This is a genomic window from Acidaminococcus fermentans (assembly GCF_009696675.1).
Lineage (GTDB): Bacteria > Bacillota > Negativicutes > Acidaminococcales > Acidaminococcaceae > Acidaminococcus.
Genome location: NZ_VULN01000020.1, coordinates 1 through 21,458, shown reverse-complemented (window position 1 = coordinate 21,458; position 21,458 = coordinate 1). Strand labels below are relative to the sequence as shown.

Genomic DNA, 21,458 nt, shown 5'->3' with positions numbered 1-21,458 from the left:
CTATTCAGGCTTTTTGGCCCCTGGCTTCCGGATCTTCCGGAGATCGAAGACCATTTCATAGGCCCCCAGCACCACCACCAGCTGGGAGGCGATGGGCAGGGTGAAGGTCAGCAGCAGACTCAGCGGCAGCAGGATCCGGGGATAATGGCGGTATTCCACATACCAGCGGATCAGGCTCAGCCCCTGGACCAGGAGCAGCATGTTCATCATCATATACAGGGTGTACCCGCCCCGGTACACCAGGGAATCCTGATAGTTCTGGCCGAAGAAGATCAGCATCATCCCGATGCCATAGGGCAGGAGCAGCCATTTGGGCAGCTTCCACAGGGAAAAAGGCGGGAACCAGGGGTAGTAATCCCCCATCCGTCCCAGGATCTTCCGGGCCGCCCAGTAGTTGGCAATGGCGGTAATGGGCGCGCTGAGCAGCACCCCGGCCGGCAGGATCAGTTCGAACATCTTTTTCAGCTGGGCCAGCTGGGTGTCCGTGAGCCCGTTCATCCCCAGGGTCTGGAAAATCTCGCTGCTCATGTTCACCGATTCGTCAATGGACTGGAAGAACACTTCGATTACATTCACATGCATGAAGAAATAGGCTGCCAGGGCACTGAGCACCGTGGAAAGGAGGGCCCCCAGGCTCCCCATGAGCAGGGTCTGGGTGGGCGTCATCTGTTTTTCCATGGCATAGCCCATGAACAGGCCGATGAGCCCCAAAATCAGGCACTGGGTCAGAGCCTGGAGAGGAGACAGCAGCACCGCCACCACACACCCGGTGACCAGCAGGCACAGGATGCTCCATTTCAGCCCGTTCCGCCGGCCGCAAAGGATGATGGGCAGAGGCCACAGGATGCTCACGATGATGTCCAGCACCGGGATGTAGTTCCCCACCAGGGTAAAAAGCACGGCCACCGCCGCCAAAATGCCGGATTCCACCAGCGAAGAAGTTTTATGGTAATGCAAAGCGATATTCCTCCATGATGATAGTTTCCTTCGGCCATTGACTATTGGCCATTGACAACCAAGAGAGCGTTTCCCTACTATTTTACAATATTTGACAAAAAAAAGACAGACCCCCGAAAGGGTCTGTCTCTGTCATCCAGCTTATTCAGCCGTAAACGGCAGCAGTGCAACGTTTCTGGCACGTTTGATGGCAATAGTCAGCTGACGCTGATGTTTTGCACAGGTGCCGGAAATCCGGCGAGGCAGGATCTTGCCCCGTTCGGTGATGAACTTCCGCAGCTTGGCTGCATCTTTATAATCGATTTCCTGGACTTTGTCGACGCAGAAGGAGCAAACTTTTCTTCTGGGTCTCCGGTTACCTCTTTCACGCTTCATCATAGCTATTCTCTATCCTCCCTTTTAAAATGGGATCTCTTCGTCAAAACCTACTTCAGAGCCAAAGCCACCCATGGGACCGGCGGAGCCGCCCTGAGAGGACTGATTCTGGGATGGAGGATTCTGCTGGCCTGCGGCAGGACTGCCGGAGCCTTTCCGTTCGATGAATTCCACACGGTCCGCAATGACTTCCGTCATGTAATGCTTGTTCCCGTCTTTTCCATCGTAGCTGCGGATCTGCAGACGCCCTTCCACCAGAGCTCTCTGACCCTTGGTCAAACTGTTCCCACATAATTCAGCGGTTTTATTCCACGTTACAATGTTGATAAAATCCGCTTCCCGCTGGCCGTTCTTCGAAGCGAAGGGACGGTCAACTGCCAGAGTAAAGGTGCAGACCGTTTTTTCCGTAGGTGTAACCCGGACTTCCGGATCCCGTACGAGACGGCCCAACAAGATAATGCGATTCATACACCCAGCCTCCTTATTCGCCTTTGCGAATGATCATGTGACGCAGGATATCGTCGGTAATCTTCATCACACGGTCCAGTTCCTTTACGGCTGCAGGTTCAGCGGCAAACGTGGTCAGAACATACAGACCATCATTGAAGTCCTGAATAGCATATGCCAAACGTTTTTTGCCCCACTTATCGGTTTTTTCGATCGTAGCGCCGTTAGCCACCAGCAGGTCATCGAACTTCTTTACAACAGCGTTGAAAGCGTCCTCTTCTACCGGTTTAACGATGTACATGACTTCGTAGTTATTCACGAAATCACCTCCTCCTTTGGATTTGCTCCTCTACCATGAGGGCAGAAGAAGTATATATAATATATACAGCCTTAAAAGTATAGCATGGGAAAAGAATAAATGCAAGAAGGAAAAGGAATCTTTTCTGTAGTATAATAATATGATATCAATTCACAAAGGAGCACCACCATGTTCGTCTATGCCGACAACGCAGCCACCACCCGGGTCCTGCCCAAGGTCCTGGAGGCCATGCTGCCTTATTTTACAGAACAGTACGGCAACCCCTCCAGCACCTATCCCCTGGGGCAGGAAGCCTCCCGGGCCCTGATCGGCTCCCGGGAAACCATCGCCCGGCTGCTGGGCTGCCGGCCCCGGGAAATCACCTTCACCTCCGGGGGCAGCGAAAGCGACAACCAGGCCCTACGGACCGCCGCTGCCTGGGGAAAGAAGCACGGCCGCACCCATCTTATCGCCAGTGCCATTGAGCACCACGCCATCCTCCACACCCTGGAGGCCCTCCAGAAGGAAGGCTTTGCCGTGACCCTGCTGCCGGTCAACCAGGAAGGCCAGGTGGAACCGGACACCCTGTCCCGGGCCCTGACCCCGGAAACCGCCCTGGTATCCGTCATGACCGCCAACAACGAAACCGGCGCCCTCCAGCCCATCAGGGAGCTGGCCGCCCTGGCCCATGAACAGGGAGCCCTGTTCCACACCGACGGGGTCCAAGCCCTGGGCCATGTGCCGGTGACCCTGGAAGCCGGGAACATCGACTTCCTGTCTGGTTCCGCCCATAAATTCCACGGACCTAAAGGAGTCGGTTTCCTTTTTACCAAGCAAGGCATTGAATTGGAAAGCCTGATTTTCGGAGGAGAACAGGAACGGGGGAAAAGGGCCGGCACGGAAAACGTCCCCGGCATCGTGGGCATGGCCGCCGCCCTGGAAGAAGCGGTGAATAATCTGGATGCCAACGCCCGGAAGATGGCAGAAGCCCGGGACGCCCTGGAAGCAAAGCTCCTGGCCCTGGGCGGCACCCGGGTCCACAGCGGCCAGGTGCCCCGGCTCCCCGGCCACCTGAACATGGCCTTTGACGGAGTCCCTGCCGAAGCCCTGCTTCCGTTGCTGGGCATGGCCGACATCTGCGTTTCCGCCGGGTCCGCCTGTGCCTCCGGCTCTCCGGAACCCAGCCATGTGCTCCTGGCCCTGGGCTGCACTCCGGAAGAAGCCAGATCTTCCCTCCGGTTCTCCCTGGGGGATGACATTACCCGGGAACAGGTGGACTATACGGCCCAGACCCTTATCCGGGAAGTCCAGCGGCTCCGGCAGCTGGAACACCGGCTGTAACAGAAAGGATGCATCATGAAAGCACTGATCGCCATGAGCGGCGGAGTGGACAGCTCCGTAGCCGCAAAACTCATGCAGGATGCAGGGTATGACTGCATCGGCTGCACCATGAAGCTGTACAACAACCCGGACGCCGGCTGCAGTTCCAAAACCTGCTGCAGCCTCAGCGACGTGGAAGACGCCCGGAGCGTGGCCGCCCGGCTCCATATGCCCTATTACGTGTTCAACTACACGGAAGAATTCAAAAAAGACGTAATGGAAAAATTCGCCCGGAGCTACACCCTGGGCCACACCCCCAACCCCTGCATCGACTGCAACCGGTTCCTGAAGTTCGGCGCCCTGTACCAGCGGGCCCTGGAACTGGGCTGCGACTGTGTGGTCACCGGCCATTACGCCCGGATCCGGAAGACCCCGGAAGGGAAGTACCAGCTGCTCCGGGCCACGGACCCGGCCAAGGACCAGAGCTATGTGCTCTACAGCCTGACCCAGGACCAGCTGGCCCACACCCGGTTCCCCCTGGGGGGATACCACAAGACCCATACCCGGGAAATCGCCGCGGAAAACGGGTTCATCAATTCCCAGAAGCCGGACAGCCAGGACATCTGTTTCGTGCCCAACGGCCAGTACACCGATGCAGTCCAGCGGATTCTGGACTACAAGCCTCAGCCGGGTCCCTTTCTGGATCTGGAAGGAAAAGTGATCGGCCAGCACAAAGGGATCATCTATTACACCCTGGGCCAGCACAAGAAGCTGGGGCTGAACCAGCCCGATTATCCCCTGTATGTGGTGAAGATCGACCCGGCAAAGAACGCCGTGATCGTAGGCCCCAGTGAAGCCCTGTTCAGCCGGGAGGCAAAGGTCCGGGATGCCAACTGGATCAGCGGAGAAGTGCCGGAAGGCCCCGTCCGGTGCCAGGTGAAAGTCCGGTACCGCCAGGAAGCCCAGCCCGCCGCCGTAACCCCCACCGGCAAGGATACTTTTACCGTCCGGTTCGACGAACCCCAAAGAGCCATCACCCCCGGCCAGGCCGCCGTATTGTACGACGGAGAAGTGGTCCTGGGGGGAGGGACTATTGTAGAATAAAAAAAGAAAAACAGGTCCCGGCCGGGGCCTGTTTTTTTGAGGAAGATATGCCCGACCGGAGGCCGGGAAGGGTTCATTTTCATTCCATCCTTTGGCCATTGACCATCGGCAGCCACAAAAAACCACCCCGCGCAATGCGCGGGGTGGTTTTTTGCTTTATGGTTCTGCTCCAGAGGGGGTGTGTGCAATCCATCCGGGGAGACGGTTACGCTTTTCTCTGGGCAGCCATTGCCTGGAGTTCAGGCCGGAATTCTTCTACCAGTTTGGCTTCCGCCTTGGCCCCTTTGGACAGGGCGTTGTAGATGATTTCGGCCATTTCATACCGGGTCATGGTCCGTTCGCCGTGATACTTGCCGTCTTCGTATCCCTGGATGATATCATTCCCTGCCAGCCGGCTTACGGCTTCGTAGGCCCAGTGGTTGGCCGGTACATCCGGGAAGTCCTTGGACAGGCTGGGGTTCAGCACGCCCAGCAGGGCATCCAGCCGATTCTGCAGGTTGGTCACCTGTTTGGCCAGAGCGGCATTGGTGGCTTCCGCCTTTTCCAGCCGCTTGCTGCTCTTGCCCAGCTTGAAGGACACGCCGCCGCCGATCATGTTTTCCCCATTGCCGAAGCTGGTGGAAACATTCAGCATCACCCGGTCCGTAGGCCGGTAGAACACGCCCAGGGCCCCGGCAGTTTCACTGCGGTAGTTGCCCACAGCCGCTGCCACGCTGACCTTGGAATCCTCATCGAAGTCCATGGGGTGCAGGTTTGCCATAGCCGCTGCGCTGGCCCCTACCTTGTCGATCCGGTTATCCAGGTTGTCCACCCGGTTTTCTACCCGGTCCATACGGTTTTCTACCCCATCCATCCGGTTTTCCACGGTGGTCACACGCTGGTTGGTGGCATTGAGCTGTCCGCCGTTCACCGCATCGGTGCTGTCTTCAGCAATGGTCCCGTCCGCCACGTTGGTGATCTTCTGGCCGTTGGCATTGATGCCGTTTTCGTTAATGTAGGTCTTGTCCCCTACCTTGTAGGACTTGGCCGTTACATCGCCGGTCACAGTGGCATTGCCGCCTACAGAGAGATCCTTTTCCATGGTGACGTCATCCTTGAAGGTGGACTTGCCGCCAACTTCCAGGGTGCCATCCAACTTGGTGCTGCCCTTCACGTTCAGGTCTTTGCCTACCGTGACATTGCCCTGAAGATCGGAATCTCCCTTGACGGTCAGGTCCTTGTTCACTTCCACATAATCCGCCGTTGCCTTGCCGGTTTCCAGAGTGTTCCCGGAAATGGTGGTTTGCTTGATGGATCCTTCTCCAATAGCCGCTGCATGCTCGGTATTTTCAAAGGTGGTCCCGGCGTCCGTGGTGGTCACGCTGGTCTTGGTAGCATCGTCGCCAGTCCCAGAGCTTACGGTGGTATTCACATACCCGTTTTCCGCATCCTTCAGGATGTCGATGATGTTCCCGCTGACCAGTCTCTGTTCCGAAGTGGTCGCCGTATCCGTCACCGTGTTGGATCCGCCGCTGCCATTCTTCACCTGGCTGGTGAAGCCGTCGGCCTTCTGGCTGCTGCTGGAGAAGTCGCCGGTGTTCTCGTCAGTCACCTTGGTTACATCCTCGGTCACGGTCTTCTTATTGTTGAGCGACTGGGTTCCGTTCTTGAGGGATGTATTTACACTGTCGGCCAGCTGGCTCAAAGTGCTGGTATTGGTGCCATCGGTGATGATGTTGATATCCTTTTCAGCGGTCTTGCTGAAGGAGTTGCTCTTGGTACCATCCTTCACAGATTCGGAAATCTTCTTGGTGGTCATGGTCCGCTCTACATTGTCACCTACTTTGTCGGTGATAGAGGTAGAAGCACTGTTTTCGATTTTTGCTGCAGCGTTGGACAGTTTTTTCGTTGCCTTATTGGTGATGTTTTCTGCCGTCAGGCTGCTGTCACCGGTTACGGTCGTGGTCTGGTTTCCGCCTACCGTGGTGCTCAGGTTGGCTTTGTAGTCTTCTGTCACATCGCCAGTGACAGTGGTCTTCATTTCGCCGCCCACAGTCGTGGTCAGATCTTTGCCAACCGTGTTGGTCATATTTTCCGTAGCGTTGTTGGTGATATCCTTGGCCTCATTGGCGATCGTACCGTTCTTAGCCGTGTTGGTGATATCTTTTGCCGTCTGGGTGACGCCAGTGATGTTGGTGCCATCCGTTACGGCGCTGCCGATGAACGGGTTGGCTGCATCGTCGAGGTTCTTGATAACGTCGATGACACTGCCGCCGCTTACCAGGGCATCTTCCATCTTAGTAGCTGTCTTAGACGTAGCGCTGTACTGGGTATCGCTGGCTTTGATCAGCTGTTCCGATTTGTCTACAGTGCTGTTGGTGTTGTTGGCCTTGGTCCCGTCAGTGATGGAGGAGGCCAGGCTCATGGCATCCTGGTTCACCACGGTGGTATTGGTACCGTCGGTTACGGAGGAAGCGATCTGATCTGCTTTCTGCAGGTCGTTGGATGTATTGGTTCCATCCGTAATGTTGGTATTGGTCTGACCGGCAATGGTGTCGACGGTGGTCTTCTGGCTACCATCAATCAGCTGGGATTTTTCTTCGGCTGCACCGCGGAGATAGGAAGCAGTCTTGCCATCAGCCTGGCTCATTTCTTCTTTAGTCTGATAAGACAGCTGGGTAGAAGTATTGGAACCGGCATCGTTCGTCACTTTCTGTACGATGGAGCTGGTAGCATCGGTTTCCACATCGATAGCCTTGTTGGTAATCTTGTTCTTCGCTTCGTTGGTGATGTTTTCTGCCTTCAGGCTGCTGTCACCAGTTACGGTCGTGGTCTGGTTTCCGCCTACCGTATTGATCATGTTTCCGGAGGCTGTGTTCACCAGGTCTTTGGCGATATTGGAAATGGTTCCCTGTTCCGCCGTATGAGTGATATCCTGAGTCCCCTGTTCTACCGAGGTGCTGTTGGCGCCGTCCCTCACCGTGCTATTCGTTTTATTCACAGTTTGATCGATCTTGGAATAAATTTCATCAGAAGTTTTGATTTCCTGCAGGATCTGATCGATTCTCTGCCGGAAAGTAGAGGTCTTGGCGGAGTCGTCGGAACCTTCGGTGATTACATCACTGGATTCCGCTGCAGACTGGGAAGCCACGTTGGTCTTGTCCCCGTCCTTTACGGTATCGGTCATGGTGTACTTGTTGTCCGTCCCCTGGCTCATGGCGGATTCTGCATACGCCGTCGGGTTGTCACCGGTATCAGAAAGTTTCTGGCTGATGCTGTCGGCAGTAACGGTGCTCTTGCCGATGGATTCATCGTCCTTGGCCCACAGATTGCTGCCAGTTTCATCGAAGGTAGAAGCACTGGCCTTGGTTTCGCCCGTTGCCGTATCCATTTTCAGATTTTTGGACTGGGTCTTGCCGCCATTGATGGTGGTGTAGTTGTTTTCATCCAGTTTGCTGGAGAGCGTATTGGCATTGAATTCGCCTTCTACAGAAAGGTCGCCCTTCACATCCAGGTTGCCTTTCATTTCCGTATTGCCGGCAACGGACAGGTCGCCGCCGATTTCAGCTTTGCCAGTGGTTTTCAGCGTTCCCGTTTCCGTTGCGCCGGTAGTTTTTATGGTTCCCGCTCCTACATCCAGTCCAGTACCAGTAATCTGTCCGCCGGAGATGCTGCCGGTGCCAACGTTCAGGCTCTTGCCGGTTATATCCCCTGTAACGCTTAAGTTGCCGCCTACCGTAGCATTATGATTGACAGCGAGGGTATCGGTAGTGGTATTGCCGGTGTTGGTAATGCCATTGGTTGTCAGGGTTCCGCCTACAGATGCATTGCCGGTGGTAGACAGGGAGCCAAAGGTACCCGTGGTCCCGTTAATGGTCTCACCTTTAATCGTGCCCTCTGCAGTGATATCATGGGCCTTCATATTGCCAGTGGTAACAATATTCCCAGTGGCATTGATCTGGTTCACACCATTGAGGCTGCCATTGGACATGGTGGCTGTACCATCAGTAAAGCTATCAGCAGTAATCTTTCCGGAAGCAGTCAGGTCTTTCACGCCGGTCATGGTACCATCAGTAGACATGCTCACATTACCAATCTTTCCGGAAGTAGCAGTTAAACTGCCATTTGTGTTTACGTTGCCGTTTGTACCATCCACGGTAAACTTGCCATCAGCGCCTTTGATGGAGCCATCCGACTTAAGGGCTGCTTTGGCTGCCGTATAGTCGTCGCCGCCGGTGTAGACACCGTCTTTATCCACCACCGTGCTGTTGGTGCCAACCTTGATTCCCTTTTCGTTCAGGGTGATCTGGTTGTCCCTGCCCTTGTTCAGGATCATTTTGTTGGCATCGGTCTTGGAGGTGGTCACGTTGCCCTGGGCGTCAATGGTAGTGGTATTCTTTTGCAGAACATTGTCATCGCTCAGGCTCAGTCCGCTATTGACGGCTTCCACCAGTTTGGTATCTGCTGCCACACGGGCCGAAGTTTCTGCCGTAATCTTATCATCCAGTGCTGCATCAGCGGCTGCCCGTTCCTGGGCTTCCTTGGCATCTGCCTGGTTCAGGGCCGTGAATCCATCAGCCATATTCTTGTTGATGGTATTGAACCCATCCACCATATTCTGGTTGACCTGCTGAATCACCTTGTCTTGGGTTTTATCTGCCCAAATGCGAGCATTTTTTTCCGCATCCAGAGCGGCATCCAGGTTAGCCACGTTTTCGCCAATGGTGTTGGCCGCTTTCACAACGGCCCCATCCTGTACGGCGGCATCGGCCTTGCTTACATAATTGTCAGAAGTCTGTTTCTCCAGATATTCCTTCACATTGGTGATCCGGGTATCCAGAGCCGCATCGGCGGTTTCACGGGCGGTCGTTTCCGTATTCAGGTCAGTCTGCAGCTGTTTCGTCGTTTCGTGGATCGCATTGGCTTCGTTCGTAATCCGTTCGTTCAGTTCATTATCCTTGGCTTCTCGGGCCGCCGCTTCATTTTGGTAAGCCGTAGCCAGGGTGGCAATCCCTTGGGACGCATTTTCATTGACTTGCTGGATCACCTTATCTTGTGCTGCATCGGCGCCAAGACGGGCAGCCGTTTCTTTGGCCAGGGCAGCATCCAGTTTGGTCACATTGTCGCCGATGGTGTTGGCGGCTTTCACAACAGCCCCATCCTGTACGGCGGCATCGTTCTTGCTAACATAGGTATCCGCAGCTTCCTTCTGCAGATATTCCTTCACAGCGGTGATCCGGTCATCATTGGCCTTGACTTGTTTATCCAGGCTGACCAGGTTATTTCCTACCGTATTGTTTTGTTTGATATAGGTACCGTCTTTGGTAGTTTCGTCGGTCACACCATCTGCAGCCACCTTACCTGTTACAGTCACATCACCCGTAGAGGTGATATCACCAGTAGAAAGGCTTCCAGAAGTCAATTTTCCACGGATTTCCATGTCTTTGACTGTCTGATTTTCTTTAGTGCCTACAATCAAATCGCCAGTGCTGGAAATATGAAGGGCCGTGCTGGTCTTCTGGTCCGTTAATTTTTTATCCAGTTCAGCCGCTTTACGATACGTATATTTTCTGGCTGCCTCAATCTGCGCATCCGTGCCATTCTTGGTATAGACTTCTACCGCCGTACCGGAAGTCGACGATTCAACCTTCGTGGTGCCATCCGCCGCAAAAGACGTCCCTCCCATAGAGACAATACTGAAAAACACGGCCAGAGCCGCAGCGGTCTGTGCCACTTTCTTCCGTCCCACGGCACGGCGTCCGTCTTTGGACTGGCCTTTGGCCAGTTCGGAAACCACCATGTACATGCCCCGTGTTTTGTTCCAGATCACTTTATAAATCCTGTTCATAAAGCCACACCCCTTTTCTTGAACTCTCCTGTTTTTTCATTTTCATGCATCTTTTGGTGGGTTTCCCATGCGCGCTTTGGTCTCCCCGTTACCTTCAGTTTACCAAAATCCCTGAAATTTCCAATTATCCCTTGGTATGCTCTTTTGAATTTCCGGAGTATACTTTTGTATAAGAACGTTCGTCCGTATATACAATACAATTTACTTCACTCTTCAGTTTTCTTGAATCGTTCTCATTTGAGTTACTTGGAACTTTATACAGGAATCCGGTGTATTGCCTGGAGAAAGAAGCTCCGCGTCCGGAACTTCTTTCTCTTTGTTCTGCTAAAGCATATCATGGATTTCAAAACTTTTTTTTCGAAAATCACGAAAGGGTCATTTTTTGTCCTGAAAATATTTTTCTGATTTTTCTTTTTCTTTGTTCTTGATTCAAAGACATTTTAATCTTCTTTTCATGCAAAAAAACCGCCCTTTCAGGGCGGAGATTTTCCAGGACTGTCCGGACTGGGTATAATAGAGATGAGTAGATCGATACAGACCCATAGAAAGGAAGTGAACAGCATGCTGCATATTGCCATTTGTGATGATCAGCAGGACCAGATCCAGAAGATCCGGGAAGCTGCAGAGAAATACTTCCAGAACCGCAAAGAAAATATGAGCTGCCAGACCTTTGAAAACGCTTTTGCCTTTGTGGAAGCGGTGGACAAGGGGGCCCTGTTCGATATTGTGCTGCTGGATGTGTGCATGCCCGGGATTTTGGGCACCGATGTGGCCCGGGAGCTCCGGGACCACCACAGCCGGGCGGAAATCATTTTTCTCACCACCAGCGACGAATTTGCCGTGGAAGCTTTTGAGGTGAAAGCCACGGATTATCTCCTGAAGCCCTTTACCCAGGCCCAGTTCGCCAAGGCCATGGACCGGGCCATTGCCTACATCCGCCAGCGAAACAGCGCCAAGGTGATCTTCCGGCTGGTGGGCGGAGGCGTCCGGGTGGAAGAAATCGCCCAGATCCTGTTCCTGGAAAGTCACGGCCATGTGCTGGAGGTATACCTGGCTGACGGCAGTACCCTGGAAACCCGGAAATCCGGCCAGGACATGAAGGCGGATCTGGACAAAATCGCCCCTGGTCAGTTCGTATCCCCCAACAAAGGCTATCTGGTGAACCTGGGCGCCATCCACCTGATCAAAACCGATTACGTAGAGATCCAGGGCCATCAGATTCCCCTGGGAAAGCGGAAGTACCGGGAGTTCCAGGAGCAGTATTTCCAGTATATGTTTGGGACGAAGTGAAAAAGGGGCTGTGAAGAAATGAGATTTTCATTTCTTCACAGCCCCTTTGGTCGCGGGTCGCGGGCTTTGAGTCGCAGCCCCCTAATCCCCCACTCCCTTCGCTCCCATATCCACCTGGAGATAGGTGAGGAACCAGCCTTCTTTTTGCTGACAGAGGACACTGGCTCTGTATTTGTCCCGGAACCGGGCCAGGGATTTCATGCCGATGCCGTGGCCTTTTACTTTGGTCACCGGCAGGCCCTCTTCGTCCAGGGCCACCGGGGCATCGAACAGGTTCTTCACCAAAATGTTCAGCATGTCCCCCTGACGCCGGGCCAGTACGGTGATGTTCCGCCGGTCTTCCGGCTGCTTCCTGCTGGCGATCAGGGCGTTTTCCACCAGGTTGGACAGCACAATGGACAGATCCCCGCTGCAGGTAAGGTCCTGGGGCAGGTCCACGGACACGGTGATGGGAATCCCTTCTTCCCGGGCCCGGGACAGATACACCGTAAGGGCCGCATTGATCAGGGGATTCTGGCAGTACTGGGGCAGCTTGGTGCTGTTGAATTCTTCTCCCAGTTCTTCGATATAAGTCAGCACCCCCACCCGGTCCTTTTGCCGGACCAGATCCAGCAGCTGGTCGATATGATCCCGTTTTTCCCGGTAGATGGCTTCCAGCCGCTGCCGGGATTCTTTTGACATCTTTACATAGTTGGCTGCGGACACCACCTGCTGCTGGAGCTGGTACTTTTCCTCGTAAGCGCTGATCTCATCATACACTTCCTGCTGGCCCCGGCGGATGGCAACCATCATCAGGAGCACTACGATCAGCAGCAGGATCCGGGCACCCATCAGATCGAAATACCGTTCCTGGGAATCATACACACTCACATACAGAGTATCCACCGCCAGCAGCATGGGGATGATGGTGGTGCTCCGCCAGAACCGGCGGGTGACCGCTTCCTGGAAATGGCTGAAGGTGCGGGTAAAGAACCGGAGAAGGACGGGGAAGGCGATCAGGCATTCTCCCCCATAGAACAGGATCTGCCAGAAATACATGGAAGCAAATTCACTTGCCGGCCAGAAATACAGGAAAAAGTGACGGAGAAAGGTATAAAAACAGCTGGAAAACAGGATCCGGAAGGAAAGGATGAACAGATGGCCCACCCAGTACTTCCGGGTGACCCAGAAGCACAGCAGGAACTGGGGGATCCATATAAGGTACCCTATGGCCCAGTAGGCGGCAGAGACAGAAGGGAACAGTCCGGACCGGACCAGCCCCACTGTCAGGGCCGTTTCCGCCACCGCCAGGACCACCCAGGCCCGGCAGAAGGGCTTTTTCTTTTCTTCCTCCAGAAATCCCCAGAAGGGCAGAATCTCCAGCAGATAGAAGGGCTGGAGCACCAGGATGTAGACCAGGGACACAGCCGTGGTTTCCAGGATGGGAGTCACTTGTCCGCCACCTCTTTCCGCAGCTTCAGCAGGTGTTTTTCCGCTTCTTCAAATTCCCCGTTTTCCGCCAGTTCCGCCAGCATCCGCAGCTGATGCCGACTGTCATGGCGGAGAATGGCCAGTTCCTGCTGTTCTTTCCGCAGGGAAACGGCGTAACTGTTGATGTCATTGAGCCGTCCCTGGAGCTGGAGATTCTGTTCTTTCAGCTGGAACATTTTCTGCACCTGCTCCAGCTCGCCCCGGATGGTCAGGACCAGGAACAAAGCCACCAGCATCAGCATCCCCAGGGTGATCAGGGTATAGATCTGGAGTCCCGGCTGGAACAGATCCCGGGGGTTCAGGATGAAATACCCCTGGTTGGCATGGTAGTAGCACAGCAGCAGAGGCACAGGCCCCAGGTAAGGCCAGAAGGCGGACCGGGGAGACGTGAGCTGTTCCGGGGTGAACAGCCGCCCGATGATTTTCAGGGCCAGGGGCATCCCCAGAAGGAACAGGACCAGATAGATGATGAAATAAGGCAGTACCCGGCCAATGTGCCAGGAATCGGGCAGGAACAGCTTGAAGGCTTCCAGGGACAGGATATGAACAAAGATCATATAGATGGCCTGGAGCCCCAGCACAAACAGATGCCGGAACCAGAACGGCCGGATGGTGAACACCAGGAGAAGCAAATGGGGCAGATAGCAGAACAGGTACAGGAACTGGAACATGCCGCTTTCCATTTTCAGGGACCCCCGGCTGAAAAGAGCCGCCAGGAGCAGGAATTCCAGGAAAAAGATCCACAGATGTCCCAGGAGCAGCACCTTCCGCCGGTGGGGACCAGCCACGGACCGGAAGGGATAGTACCGGAGATAAGCCGGAGGCAGCAGGGAAAAACAGAACAGGAATACAGTGGCAAAAGCATAACCCATGGCAGAAATCACCTCCGGAATTCATTAATTGTAATTATGACGAAAAGAGAAAAAGATGTCAAACACAAAAAAAGCCCGCCACCAAAGTGACGGGCCGATCTGGTCTATTGGAGCTACTGATAGGATTCGAACCTACGACCCTCTCATTACGAATGAGATGCTCTACCAGCTGAGCTACAGTAGCATTGAACAGGGAAATTATATCATATCCCCGGGGATTGTTCAAGAGGCTGTTGCACAGGCAACAGCCATTGACCATTGACCGCTTTTACAACTGGATCAGTCGGAAATCACACTGGTTCATATCCAGCATCCGGGCTGCCAGACGCTTGCCTCTTTCCAGGTCGGCGGTGAAACATACTTCTGCCCGGCCCAGGCCCACTTCCCGGTCCAGATGGCGGGCTTTCAGGTCTTCCATGGCTGCCTGGACCGTCCGTTCCGCCGGATCCAGGATGGTGACCCCGGGTCCAAAGGCTTCCCGGATTTCCTTTTCCACAAAGGGATAATGGGTGCAGGACAGCATCACCGTATCCACCTTATGTTCCTTCAGCTTGTCCGTATATTCCTTGATGGCCGCCGCCAGTTCCGGGCTGCCGAATTTTTCTCCTTCGATCAGGGGAACGAATTTGGGGCACCCCTGGCCGAACACCTGGATTTCCGGATCCATTTCCTGGATTTCCTTTTTATGGGCCCCGGAAGCCACGGTGAAATCGGTGGCCAGAAAGCCCACCCGTTTGTTCTTTGTGACCCCTTCCACCATATGGGCGCCTTTTTTCATGCCGATCACGGAAAAATCGTACCCGTTTTTGATTACGTCGGTGCCCAGCACCGTAATGGTGTTGCAGGCCACCACCAGCTGTTTGATGTTCCGCCGGTTCAGCCAAGCGGTCATTTCGCTGACGAACTGCTGGATTTCTTCCCGGGGCCGGTTCCCATAGGGAGTCCGGGCGGTATCCCCGATAAAAATGAACCGTTCATGGGGCATTTTCTGCTGGAGCCATTTCAGGACGGTCAATCCGCCCACCCCGGAATCAATGACGCCAATGGGATCTAATCTGTTCATGGAACCCTCCTTGCCTGTATTTGTGCCGTTAAACCACTTTAGGAAAGTATATTATACCACGAATAAGGGGGTGTTGCACATTGCGTGCAATACCCCCTTTTCTGTCAGCGGACTGCTGACGGGGTTGTTGCGCCGGCAACAGCCCCTTTTTTCACCCATTCAAATACTCCAGCGCAAACTGGACCTCTATCCCCGTCCCGTTAGGCAGCACGTCTTCGTCCACTTCGAAGGCGGGATGATGATGGACGCAGCAGATGCCTTTTTCTTTGTTCCGGGCTCCCAGGAACATAAACACGCCGGGTACTTTTTCCATGAACACGGAAAAATCTTCCGCACCCATCTGTTTTTCCATGGGCACCAGGGCTTTTTCTCCCATGATCCGGGCCACGGCTTTCCGGCCGCAATCGTTCAGGTCTTTGTGCTCGTTGATGAGAGGGGCAGGACCGAAGAAATAGGTGCAGTCCACCTGGCAGCCCAGCCCTTCTCCAAAGGCCCGGGCCACTTTTTCGATTTTCTGGGGCAGGGTCTTCCGGAATTCTTTGTTGAAGGTCCGGGTGGTACCCACCAGCTGGACAGAACGGGCCAGCTGGCCCTTCTCCCCCTCGCTGTTCATCATACCCACCGTAAGCACAAAGGTGTTTTCCGGGTCGTTCTGCCGGCTCACCAGCTGCTGGAGCCCCATGACTACGGAGGCAGACGCTGCCAGGGGATCCGCCCCCTGTTCCGGGGCGTCAGAAGGGGCCGGTTTCCCGGTAAGAGTAATGGTGAACCGGTCGCTGCAGGCCATCCGCTCCCCGTCTTCCAGATTGGCGGTACCGGCGTCCAGCAAGGCCCAGATGTGCATGCCGAAAATGGCATCCACCTGATCCAGACAGCCTTTCTCCACGTAATGGCGGGATTCGGTACCGATTTCTTCCCCCATCTGGAACAGCAGCTTCACCTGGCCCGGAAAAGCATCCCGATGGGCGCTGAGGATTTTTGCTGCTCCCAGGAGCATGGCCGTATGGCAGTCGTGGCCACAGGCGTGCATGACCCCGGGATGCTGGGAGGCATAGGGTTTGGTCAGGTCCGCTTCCTGGATGGGCAAGGCGTCGATATCCGCCCGGAGCATCAGGGTCTTCCCCGGGCCTTTGGCTCCCTGGATGGTGCCGATGCACCCGGTGATATCCGGGAAGGTCTGGACCGGGATCCCCATTTTTTCCAGTTCCGCGGCAATGTGGGCGGTGGTTTCCTTTTCTTCCCGGCCCAGTTCCGGATGGGCATGGAGCCAGTGCCGTTGTGCCAGGATATAGTCTTTTTCGCCGGCCGCCAAGGCTTTCACATCCATCAGCAGGCGCCTCCTTCCGGCAGCAGAGTCAGTTCGCTGCGGCAGTCAAAGGTTTCTGCCGTGCGCCGGACCAGGTTCTTCAGTTTGTCCACCATGTCCATGAGCAGTTCGTCGTCATAGGCCCGGAGGCAGCCGGTCAGCTGCACCTTGTCGCAGACGATGTTGAACTGTTTCCCGGCCTTGACGCTTTCAAAACCCAGGACCAGAGGCCGCAGGGGATTGTTCACCCGGCTCACCAGGGTCTGGGCCGCCTGGATCACCGCTGAAGCCGCCACAATGGCATCCTTCCCCAGATGGGGCGTGGATCCATGGGCCGAAACCCCATGGACCGTAATGGTAAAGTCGATTTCCTTTTCCGTATCTTTCAGTAAACCCATAAGCGTTTGTCCTTTCCACAAGAGGGTCTGCTGCAGAAAGCAGCAGACCCTTGTCAGCGGTCAGCTGTAAACGGTCAACGGCCGATGGCAAGAACCCGCAGATGTGGGTTCTTCTAAACAAAGACGCCGCGGCCGCGGCTAACCCACCACCATTGCGCAAGCGCAACGGTCCCCCGCCCTTGCAAAGGGCGGATACATGGCACGTTGGGCTTGCGCTCCTGTGCTCCAGGCAAGAGCCAGAGGCCCGGGCGTATATCCGCCCTTTTCAAGGGCAATGGTCCCCCGTCCTTGCTAAGGCAGATATATGGCACATTGGGCTTGCGCTCTTGTGCTCCAGGCAAGGACCAGAGGCCCGGGCGTATATCCGCCCTTTTCAAGGGCAATGCACCCCCGTTCTTCCAAGGGGCGGATAGATAGCACACCGGCCTTACGCTCTTGTGCTCCAGGCAAGGACCAGAGGCCCGAGCGTATATCCGCCCTTTTCAAGGGCGGGGGACCAGCCGCAAGGCTGGTGGTGGGTTAGCAGCCAACGGCTGCGTTTCCTTTCCAGGAACCTGCCGTGGCAGGTTCCCTCCATCAGCCATTGACAATTGACCATTGACCGCCTTTACAGATAAATCCCCCCGCCAGGGCCCAGGGGCAGGTTGAACAGCACCCAGGCTGCCAGAAGCAGGCCCCAGGCAATGGCGAATGCAAAGGAATAAGGAATCATGTTGGCAATGATGGTCCCCATGCCGATGTCCTTTTCATACTTCCGGGCAAACCCCAAAATCAGCGGGAAATAGGAGAACAGCGGGGACAGAGGGTTGGTCAGGGAATCCCCGATCCGGTAGGCCACCTGGGTCAGGGCCGGGTCGTACCCCATGAGCATCATCATGGGCACCATCACCGGCGCCAGGATGGCCCATTTGGCGGAAGCGGAACCGATGAACATGTTGATGATGCAGGAAACCACGATCAGCCCGTAGATCAGGGGCAGGCCGGTGATATTGGCCGCCTTCAGTCCTTCTGCCCCTTTGATGGCCAGCACCACACCGATGTTGGACCAGGCAAAGTAGCTGGTGAACTGGGCACAGAAGAAGCACAGCACAATGTAGGAGGAAATGTCCTTGAAAGCCTGGGAAATATCCGCCCACATGTCCTTGTCGTTTTTGTACTTGCCGGAAGCAAACCCGTAGACCACCCCGGGCACAAACAGCACCAGGGTCACCATCAGGATGATGCCGGTCATAAAGGGAGATTTGGGGTTCATGATGGAATGGGTCTTGGGATCACCCAGGAGAGGATCCGCTCCCACGCACATGAGCCCGATCACAACAAGGGTAATGAGCCCGGCCAACAGGGCCTTGTTCACGGCCTTCTTTTTCCGGTCCGTCATTTCCGCAATGGATTCATCCAGTTCATACTGGGTCAGATCCGTGCCGGCAAACCGGGGGGCCATGATCTTTTCCGTGACGAAGGTCCCCACCAGGGCCAGCAGGAAGCAGGAAACAAACAGGAAATAATAGTTGATGGCAGGGGACTGCTGGTAGGACGGGTCGATCATCTTGGCCGCCGCTTCCGTAAACCCGTAGGCCAGGGAATCACTCATCCCCAGCATTACATTGGCGCAGAACCCGGCCGCCACACTGGCGAACCCGCAGAACACCCCCAACAGCGGATGCCGGCCCATGCTCAGGAAGATCACCCCGGCCACCGGAGGCAGCACCACAAAGGCCGCATCCCCGGCCACGTTGCCGTTGATGCCGATGAAGATGATCACAAAGGTGACCACAGCCGGTGCCGCATCCCCCAGCATTTTCTGCATGAAAGCCGCCAGGAAGCCGCTTTTCTCAGCCACCCCGGAGCCGATGACACACACCAGCACCATGGCCAGCGGAGCGAAGTTGGCAAAGTTGGAAACCGCCTTACTCCAAATCATCCGGAAGCCGTCCACCGACAGCAGGTTCACGATCTTGATGACCTTCCCAGTGCCGGGATGGGTGGCCGATACCCCTGCCGCCCCCAATACGGCAGACAGCACAATGACCACAATGGCCAGCAGTACAAACAGAGACACCGGATCCGGCAGTTTGTTGCCGGCCCGTTCGATGACGTTCAGGAAACGGTCCATAAGGCTTTTCTTCGTCTTTTCCTGGGTCCCATTCATAGTAACAACATCCTTTCCTAGAAATTCGCTTTTTCCAGTACAATAAAGAGAGCATGACACAATACTTATGGGAAAAAGTATAGTTTCATTATAAGCAAATTTCTATGGAAAATCCATGTTTTCGCTATGAAAATACTGTATACATATTTTATGTTGTTTCGAACTTTGATTATAATTTTACTTTTAATATTCGGTTATGGCCGTTCCAGTCCCGGTTCCGCCATTCCTTTCAGGGCCAGCAGCTTCCGCCACAGCGGATAGATGACATTTTCCGGGGTTTCCGGATAGGCGGTTTGAGGCAGGTCCAGGATGGGCACCCAGTGGGCGGAGGTGACTTCCTGGGACAGGTGGAAGGGCTGTTTCCGGACAAAGCCCAGATACCCGTGCATGAGCATCTGGCCCTTGCTGAACCAGTAGGTCCCTTCCGGAATCATTTTTTCCAGGGTCAGCCCCAGTTCCTCCTTCACTTCCCGGTGGGCGGTCTCTTCCGCCGTTTCTCCCGGCATAATGAAGCCGGAGGTGATGCTTTCATATTTCTGGGACAGGTGGGGCTGTTTGCACAGGACCACTTCGTCGTATTCATTGCAGAGCAGGATGATGATGCAGCTGTAGAAAAAATCGAACCAGTACCGCTGGCAGACCGGACAGAAAGGGACCAGTCCTTCATCCCCGGCCGGTTTGGGCTGGAGACGGGAGCCGCAGGTGGGACAGTATTCAAAATGCATGGGATTTCCTCCTTTGTTCATACAAGGTTAGCATACCCAACCCGGGAAACTCTGTCAAGTTTTTTCGCCGCCCCCATCCAAACCTGCTATAATGGAAGGCAATGAAAGGGAGGTTTTATCCATGTTGGACAACAAAGTCAGAGACCTGATCAACGAACAGGTCACCAAGGAATTTTATTCTGCCTATCTGTATCTGGATTTTGCCAACTATTATCAGGAAAAGGGGCTGGACGGCTTCGCCCACTGGTTCGACATCCAGGCCCAGGAAGAACGGGACCATGCCATGCTCATGCGGACCTACCTGCAGAACAACGACGCCCCGGTGGTCTTCGGCACCATCGACAAACCGGACATGACCTACAAGAAACTGGACGACGCCCTGAAAGCCGCCCTGAAACACGAACAGTTCATCACCGGCTGCATCAACAAGATCTACGCAGCCGCCGACAAAGCCAAGGATTACCGGACCATGCAGTTCTTCGACTGGTTCGTGAAGGAACAGGGAGAAGAAGAAAAGAACGTCAGCGACCTGATCAAGAAATTCGAACTTTTCGGCAGCGACCCCAAAGGGCTCTACGCCCTGAACCAGGAACTCCTGGCCAGAGTCTACGCCGCACCGACCCTGGTGCCTTGAGAAAAAGGGGGTGCTGCACAGAACGTGCAGCACCCCCTTTTCCATTTGACCCTGCTACCCGTTCCGCTCTATAATGGTTCCATCTCTGCACCAAGAAAGGATGGTTCTCCATGTCCCCTGAAACGTTTCTTGCGATCCTCACCCGGGCCGGCCGGCTGAAAACCGCCACCCGCCACTGCTGGACGGCTCCCGGCCGGCAGGAAAGCGTGGCGGACCATTCCTGGCGGATGGCTCTCATGGCCCTCCTGCTGTCCCATGAGCCGGAATTCCGGGAGCTGGATCTGGACCGGGTGATCCGGATGTGCCTGATCCACGACCTGGGGGAAGCCTTTACCGGGGACATCCCCACCTTTGCCAAAGGGGACCGGGACCGGGCGGCAGAACAGGACTGCTGGGACAGATGGCTGGCCGCCTTTCCGGAAGGAAACCGGCAGGAATGGCAGGCCCTCTTGGAGGAAATGGAAGCCCAGGAAACCCAGGAAGCCAAACTGTACAAGGCCCTGGACAAACTGGAAGCGGTGATCAGCCACAACGAATCAGACCGGGACACCTGGCTGCCCCTGGAATATGACCTCCAGTTCACCTACCCGGAAAAAGCCGTCCAGTTCTCCTCCTGGCTGAAGGAACTGAAACAGGCAGTGGACACTTGGACCAGGGAAAAAATAAGAGAAAATATATGAAACGGGAGTGTTGCACATTCTGTACAACACTCCCGTTTCAATGAAACAACCTCAGCAGCACATTCAGCACCACACTGACCACAATGCAGGTGACCACCGGGAAATAGAAACTCCCGTGCCTGCCGGTAATATGAATATCCCCGGGCAGATGGCCCAGGGGGAACAGATTGGACCCGAATTCCATGACAAGGCCGGCAACCACCAGCAGCAGCCCCAGGCCGATCAGCATTCTTCCCATATTTTCATCCCCTGTTGTTTTTGTTTCTATTGTACCATGTTCTCCCCGGTTTCTCCGTTGAAATCAATAACACCAACGATGCAGGGGCTCACCGCAGGCAAGCCCGTCCCGGCCGCCCAAAGGGCCGCAAATTCAAAAGCAGATGCCTCCGTATCTGGTATCTATCCGCCGCTGACACAAAAAAATTCCGCATCCATCAGATGCGGAATTTTCCTAACCGGCAGCTCCCTATCCTCCCGGACCGTTTCCAGTCGAGTACTTTCGGCGTATAAGGGCTTAACTGCTGTGTTCGGCATGGGAACAGG

At 55.0% G+C, this 21,458-nt stretch carries 18 protein-coding genes, 1 tRNA gene and 1 rRNA gene; 5 read left to right on the top strand and 15 right to left on the bottom strand.

All coding sequences use genetic code 11. The features are described from left to right. The 4 genes from FX155_RS10735 to rpsF form a co-directional block, all read right to left on the bottom strand. Entirely contained in the window at nucleotides 1-957 is a 957-nt protein-coding gene (locus FX155_RS10735; RefSeq protein ID WP_022486624.1) for a YybS family protein, read from the bottom strand. Nucleotides 958-1,098: 141 nt separating this feature from the next. Further along, nucleotides 1,099-1,335 (bottom strand): 30S ribosomal protein S18, encoded by a 237-nt coding sequence (rpsR, locus tag FX155_RS10730; RefSeq protein ID WP_012937440.1) that lies wholly within the window; start codon nucleotides 1,333-1,335, stop codon nucleotides 1,099-1,101. Nucleotides 1,336-1,356: 21 nt separating this feature from the next. Beyond that, nucleotides 1,357-1,800 (bottom strand): single-stranded DNA-binding protein, encoded by a 444-nt coding sequence (locus tag FX155_RS10725; RefSeq protein WP_022486623.1) that lies wholly within the window; start codon nucleotides 1,798-1,800, stop codon nucleotides 1,357-1,359. Between the two features lie 13 nt (nucleotides 1,801-1,813). Continuing rightward, nucleotides 1,814-2,098 (bottom strand): 30S ribosomal protein S6, encoded by a 285-nt coding sequence (gene rpsF, locus FX155_RS10720; protein WP_012937438.1) that lies wholly within the window; start codon nucleotides 2,096-2,098, stop codon nucleotides 1,814-1,816. A gap of 168 nt (nucleotides 2,099-2,266) precedes the next feature. Between rpsF and FX155_RS10715 the strand changes: the two genes are divergently transcribed. Together FX155_RS10715 and mnmA are read left to right on the top strand one after the other, a co-directional pair. After that, the gene (locus FX155_RS10715; protein ID WP_154488669.1) at nucleotides 2,267-3,418 is read left to right on the top strand and encodes a cysteine desulfurase family protein; all 1,152 of its coding nucleotides are present in this window, start codon (nucleotides 2,267-2,269) and stop codon (nucleotides 3,416-3,418) included. A gap of 15 nt (nucleotides 3,419-3,433) precedes the next feature. Continuing rightward, complete coding sequence (mnmA, locus tag FX155_RS10710) at nucleotides 3,434-4,501, top strand: tRNA 2-thiouridine(34) synthase MnmA (RefSeq protein ID WP_154488668.1); 1,068 nt, start codon at nucleotides 3,434-3,436, stop codon at nucleotides 4,499-4,501. Nucleotides 4,502-4,706: 205 nt separating this feature from the next. On the opposite strand, the gene FX155_RS10705 is transcribed toward mnmA, so the two are convergent. Next, on the bottom strand, nucleotides 4,707-10,328 hold the full coding sequence (locus tag FX155_RS10705) for an ESPR-type extended signal peptide-containing protein (protein ID WP_154488667.1): 5,622 nt from the start codon (nucleotides 10,326-10,328) through the stop codon (nucleotides 4,707-4,709). 561 nt (nucleotides 10,329-10,889) lie between these two features. On the opposite strand from FX155_RS10705, the gene FX155_RS10700 reads away from it, so the two are divergent. Further along, nucleotides 10,890-11,618, top strand: coding sequence for a LytR/AlgR family response regulator transcription factor (locus tag FX155_RS10700; protein WP_154488666.1), 729 nt, complete (start codon nucleotides 10,890-10,892; stop codon nucleotides 11,616-11,618). Nucleotides 11,619-11,699: 81 nt separating this feature from the next. On the opposite strand, the gene FX155_RS10695 is transcribed toward FX155_RS10700, so the two are convergent. The 8 genes from FX155_RS10695 to FX155_RS10660 all read right to left on the bottom strand — a co-directional run bounded on the left by FX155_RS10695 (nucleotide 11,700) and on the right by FX155_RS10660 (nucleotide 19,601). Continuing rightward, complete coding sequence (locus tag FX155_RS10695; RefSeq protein WP_326831144.1) at nucleotides 11,700-13,049, bottom strand: sensor histidine kinase; 1,350 nt, start codon at nucleotides 13,047-13,049, stop codon at nucleotides 11,700-11,702. After that, a complete protein-coding gene (locus tag FX155_RS10690) occupies nucleotides 13,046-13,960 on the bottom strand; it encodes a hypothetical protein (protein ID WP_154488665.1) in 915 nt (304 codons plus the stop codon). The genes FX155_RS10695 and FX155_RS10690 overlap by 4 nt, the downstream gene beginning before the upstream one ends. 108 nt (nucleotides 13,961-14,068) lie before the next feature. Further along, nucleotides 14,069-14,144: transfer RNA gene (locus FX155_RS10685), tRNA-Thr, on the bottom strand. Nucleotides 14,145-14,228: 84 nt separating this feature from the next. After that, nucleotides 14,229-15,023 carry a glutamate racemase gene (gene murI / locus FX155_RS10680; protein ID WP_154488664.1) on the bottom strand — a complete coding sequence of 265 codons (795 nt, stop codon included), beginning with the start codon at nucleotides 15,021-15,023 and terminating at the stop codon, nucleotides 14,229-14,231. 151 nt (nucleotides 15,024-15,174) lie between these two features. After that, nucleotides 15,175-16,350: a M20 metallopeptidase family protein gene (locus FX155_RS10675; protein ID WP_022487839.1), complete on the bottom strand. Its 1,176-nt coding sequence runs from the start codon at nucleotides 16,348-16,350 to the stop codon at nucleotides 15,175-15,177. Next, a complete protein-coding gene (locus FX155_RS10670) occupies nucleotides 16,350-16,727 on the bottom strand; it encodes a peptidase dimerization domain-containing protein (protein ID WP_022487840.1) in 378 nt (125 codons plus the stop codon). The genes FX155_RS10675 and FX155_RS10670 overlap by 1 nt, the downstream gene beginning before the upstream one ends. A gap of 607 nt (nucleotides 16,728-17,334) precedes the next feature. Then, entirely contained in the window at nucleotides 17,335-18,876 is a 1,542-nt protein-coding gene (locus FX155_RS10665) for an AbgT family transporter (RefSeq protein ID WP_022487841.1), read from the bottom strand. Between the two features lie 194 nt (nucleotides 18,877-19,070). Then, entirely contained in the window at nucleotides 19,071-19,601 is a 531-nt protein-coding gene (locus FX155_RS10660) for an NAD(+) diphosphatase (RefSeq protein WP_022487842.1), read from the bottom strand. Nucleotides 19,602-19,722: 121 nt separating this feature from the next. Between FX155_RS10660 and FX155_RS10655 the strand changes: the two genes are divergently transcribed. Next, nucleotides 19,723-20,235: a ferritin gene (locus FX155_RS10655; protein ID WP_022487843.1), complete on the top strand. Its 513-nt coding sequence runs from the start codon at nucleotides 19,723-19,725 to the stop codon at nucleotides 20,233-20,235. Nucleotides 20,236-20,345: 110 nt separating this feature from the next. Then, nucleotides 20,346-20,915, top strand: a complete 570-nt coding sequence (locus tag FX155_RS10650) for an HD domain-containing protein (protein WP_022487844.1) — start codon at nucleotides 20,346-20,348, stop codon at nucleotides 20,913-20,915. A 37-nt stretch (nucleotides 20,916-20,952) separates the two neighbouring features. Here the strand turns inward: FX155_RS10650 and FX155_RS10645 are convergent, their stop codons facing one another. Beyond that, nucleotides 20,953-21,153 carry a DUF2905 domain-containing protein gene (locus FX155_RS10645; RefSeq protein WP_022487845.1) on the bottom strand — a complete coding sequence of 67 codons (201 nt, stop codon included), beginning with the start codon at nucleotides 21,151-21,153 and terminating at the stop codon, nucleotides 20,953-20,955. A 215-nt stretch (nucleotides 21,154-21,368) separates the two neighbouring features. Further along, nucleotides 21,369-21,458, bottom strand: a 5S ribosomal RNA gene (gene rrf, locus FX155_RS10640); the annotation flags it as partial.

Bases quoted from the DNA above. Each gene is read 5' to 3' on its own strand.
- rpsR (WP_012937440.1), bottom strand. From the start codon at position 1,335: ATGATGAAGCGTGAAAGAGGTAACCGGAGACCCAGAAGAAAAGTTTGC.
- FX155_RS10725 (WP_022486623.1), bottom strand. From the start codon at position 1,800: ATGAATCGCATTATCTTGTTGGGCCGTCTCGTACGGGATCCGGAAGTC.
- FX155_RS10715 (WP_154488669.1), top strand. From the start codon at position 2,267: ATGTTCGTCTATGCCGACAACGCAGCCACCACCCGGGTCCTGCCCAAG.
- mnmA (WP_154488668.1), top strand. From the start codon at position 3,434: ATGAAAGCACTGATCGCCATGAGCGGCGGAGTGGACAGCTCCGTAGCC.
- FX155_RS10705 (WP_154488667.1), bottom strand. From the start codon at position 10,328: ATGAACAGGATTTATAAAGTGATCTGGAACAAAACACGGGGCATGTAC.
- FX155_RS10700 (WP_154488666.1), top strand. From the start codon at position 10,890: ATGCTGCATATTGCCATTTGTGATGATCAGCAGGACCAGATCCAGAAG.
- FX155_RS10690 (WP_154488665.1), bottom strand. From the start codon at position 13,960: ATGGGTTATGCTTTTGCCACTGTATTCCTGTTCTGTTTTTCCCTGCTG.
- murI (WP_154488664.1), bottom strand. From the start codon at position 15,023: ATGAACAGATTAGATCCCATTGGCGTCATTGATTCCGGGGTGGGCGGA.
- FX155_RS10675 (WP_022487839.1), bottom strand. From the start codon at position 16,350: ATGGATGTGAAAGCCTTGGCGGCCGGCGAAAAAGACTATATCCTGGCA.
- FX155_RS10670 (WP_022487840.1), bottom strand. From the start codon at position 16,727: ATGGGTTTACTGAAAGATACGGAAAAGGAAATCGACTTTACCATTACG.
- FX155_RS10665 (WP_022487841.1), bottom strand. From the start codon at position 18,876: ATGAATGGGACCCAGGAAAAGACGAAGAAAAGCCTTATGGACCGTTTC.
- FX155_RS10660 (WP_022487842.1), bottom strand. From the start codon at position 19,601: ATGCATTTTGAATACTGTCCCACCTGCGGCTCCCGTCTCCAGCCCAAA.
- FX155_RS10655 (WP_022487843.1), top strand. From the start codon at position 19,723: ATGTTGGACAACAAAGTCAGAGACCTGATCAACGAACAGGTCACCAAG.
- FX155_RS10650 (WP_022487844.1), top strand. From the start codon at position 20,346: ATGTCCCCTGAAACGTTTCTTGCGATCCTCACCCGGGCCGGCCGGCTG.
- FX155_RS10645 (WP_022487845.1), bottom strand. From the start codon at position 21,153: ATGGGAAGAATGCTGATCGGCCTGGGGCTGCTGCTGGTGGTTGCCGGC.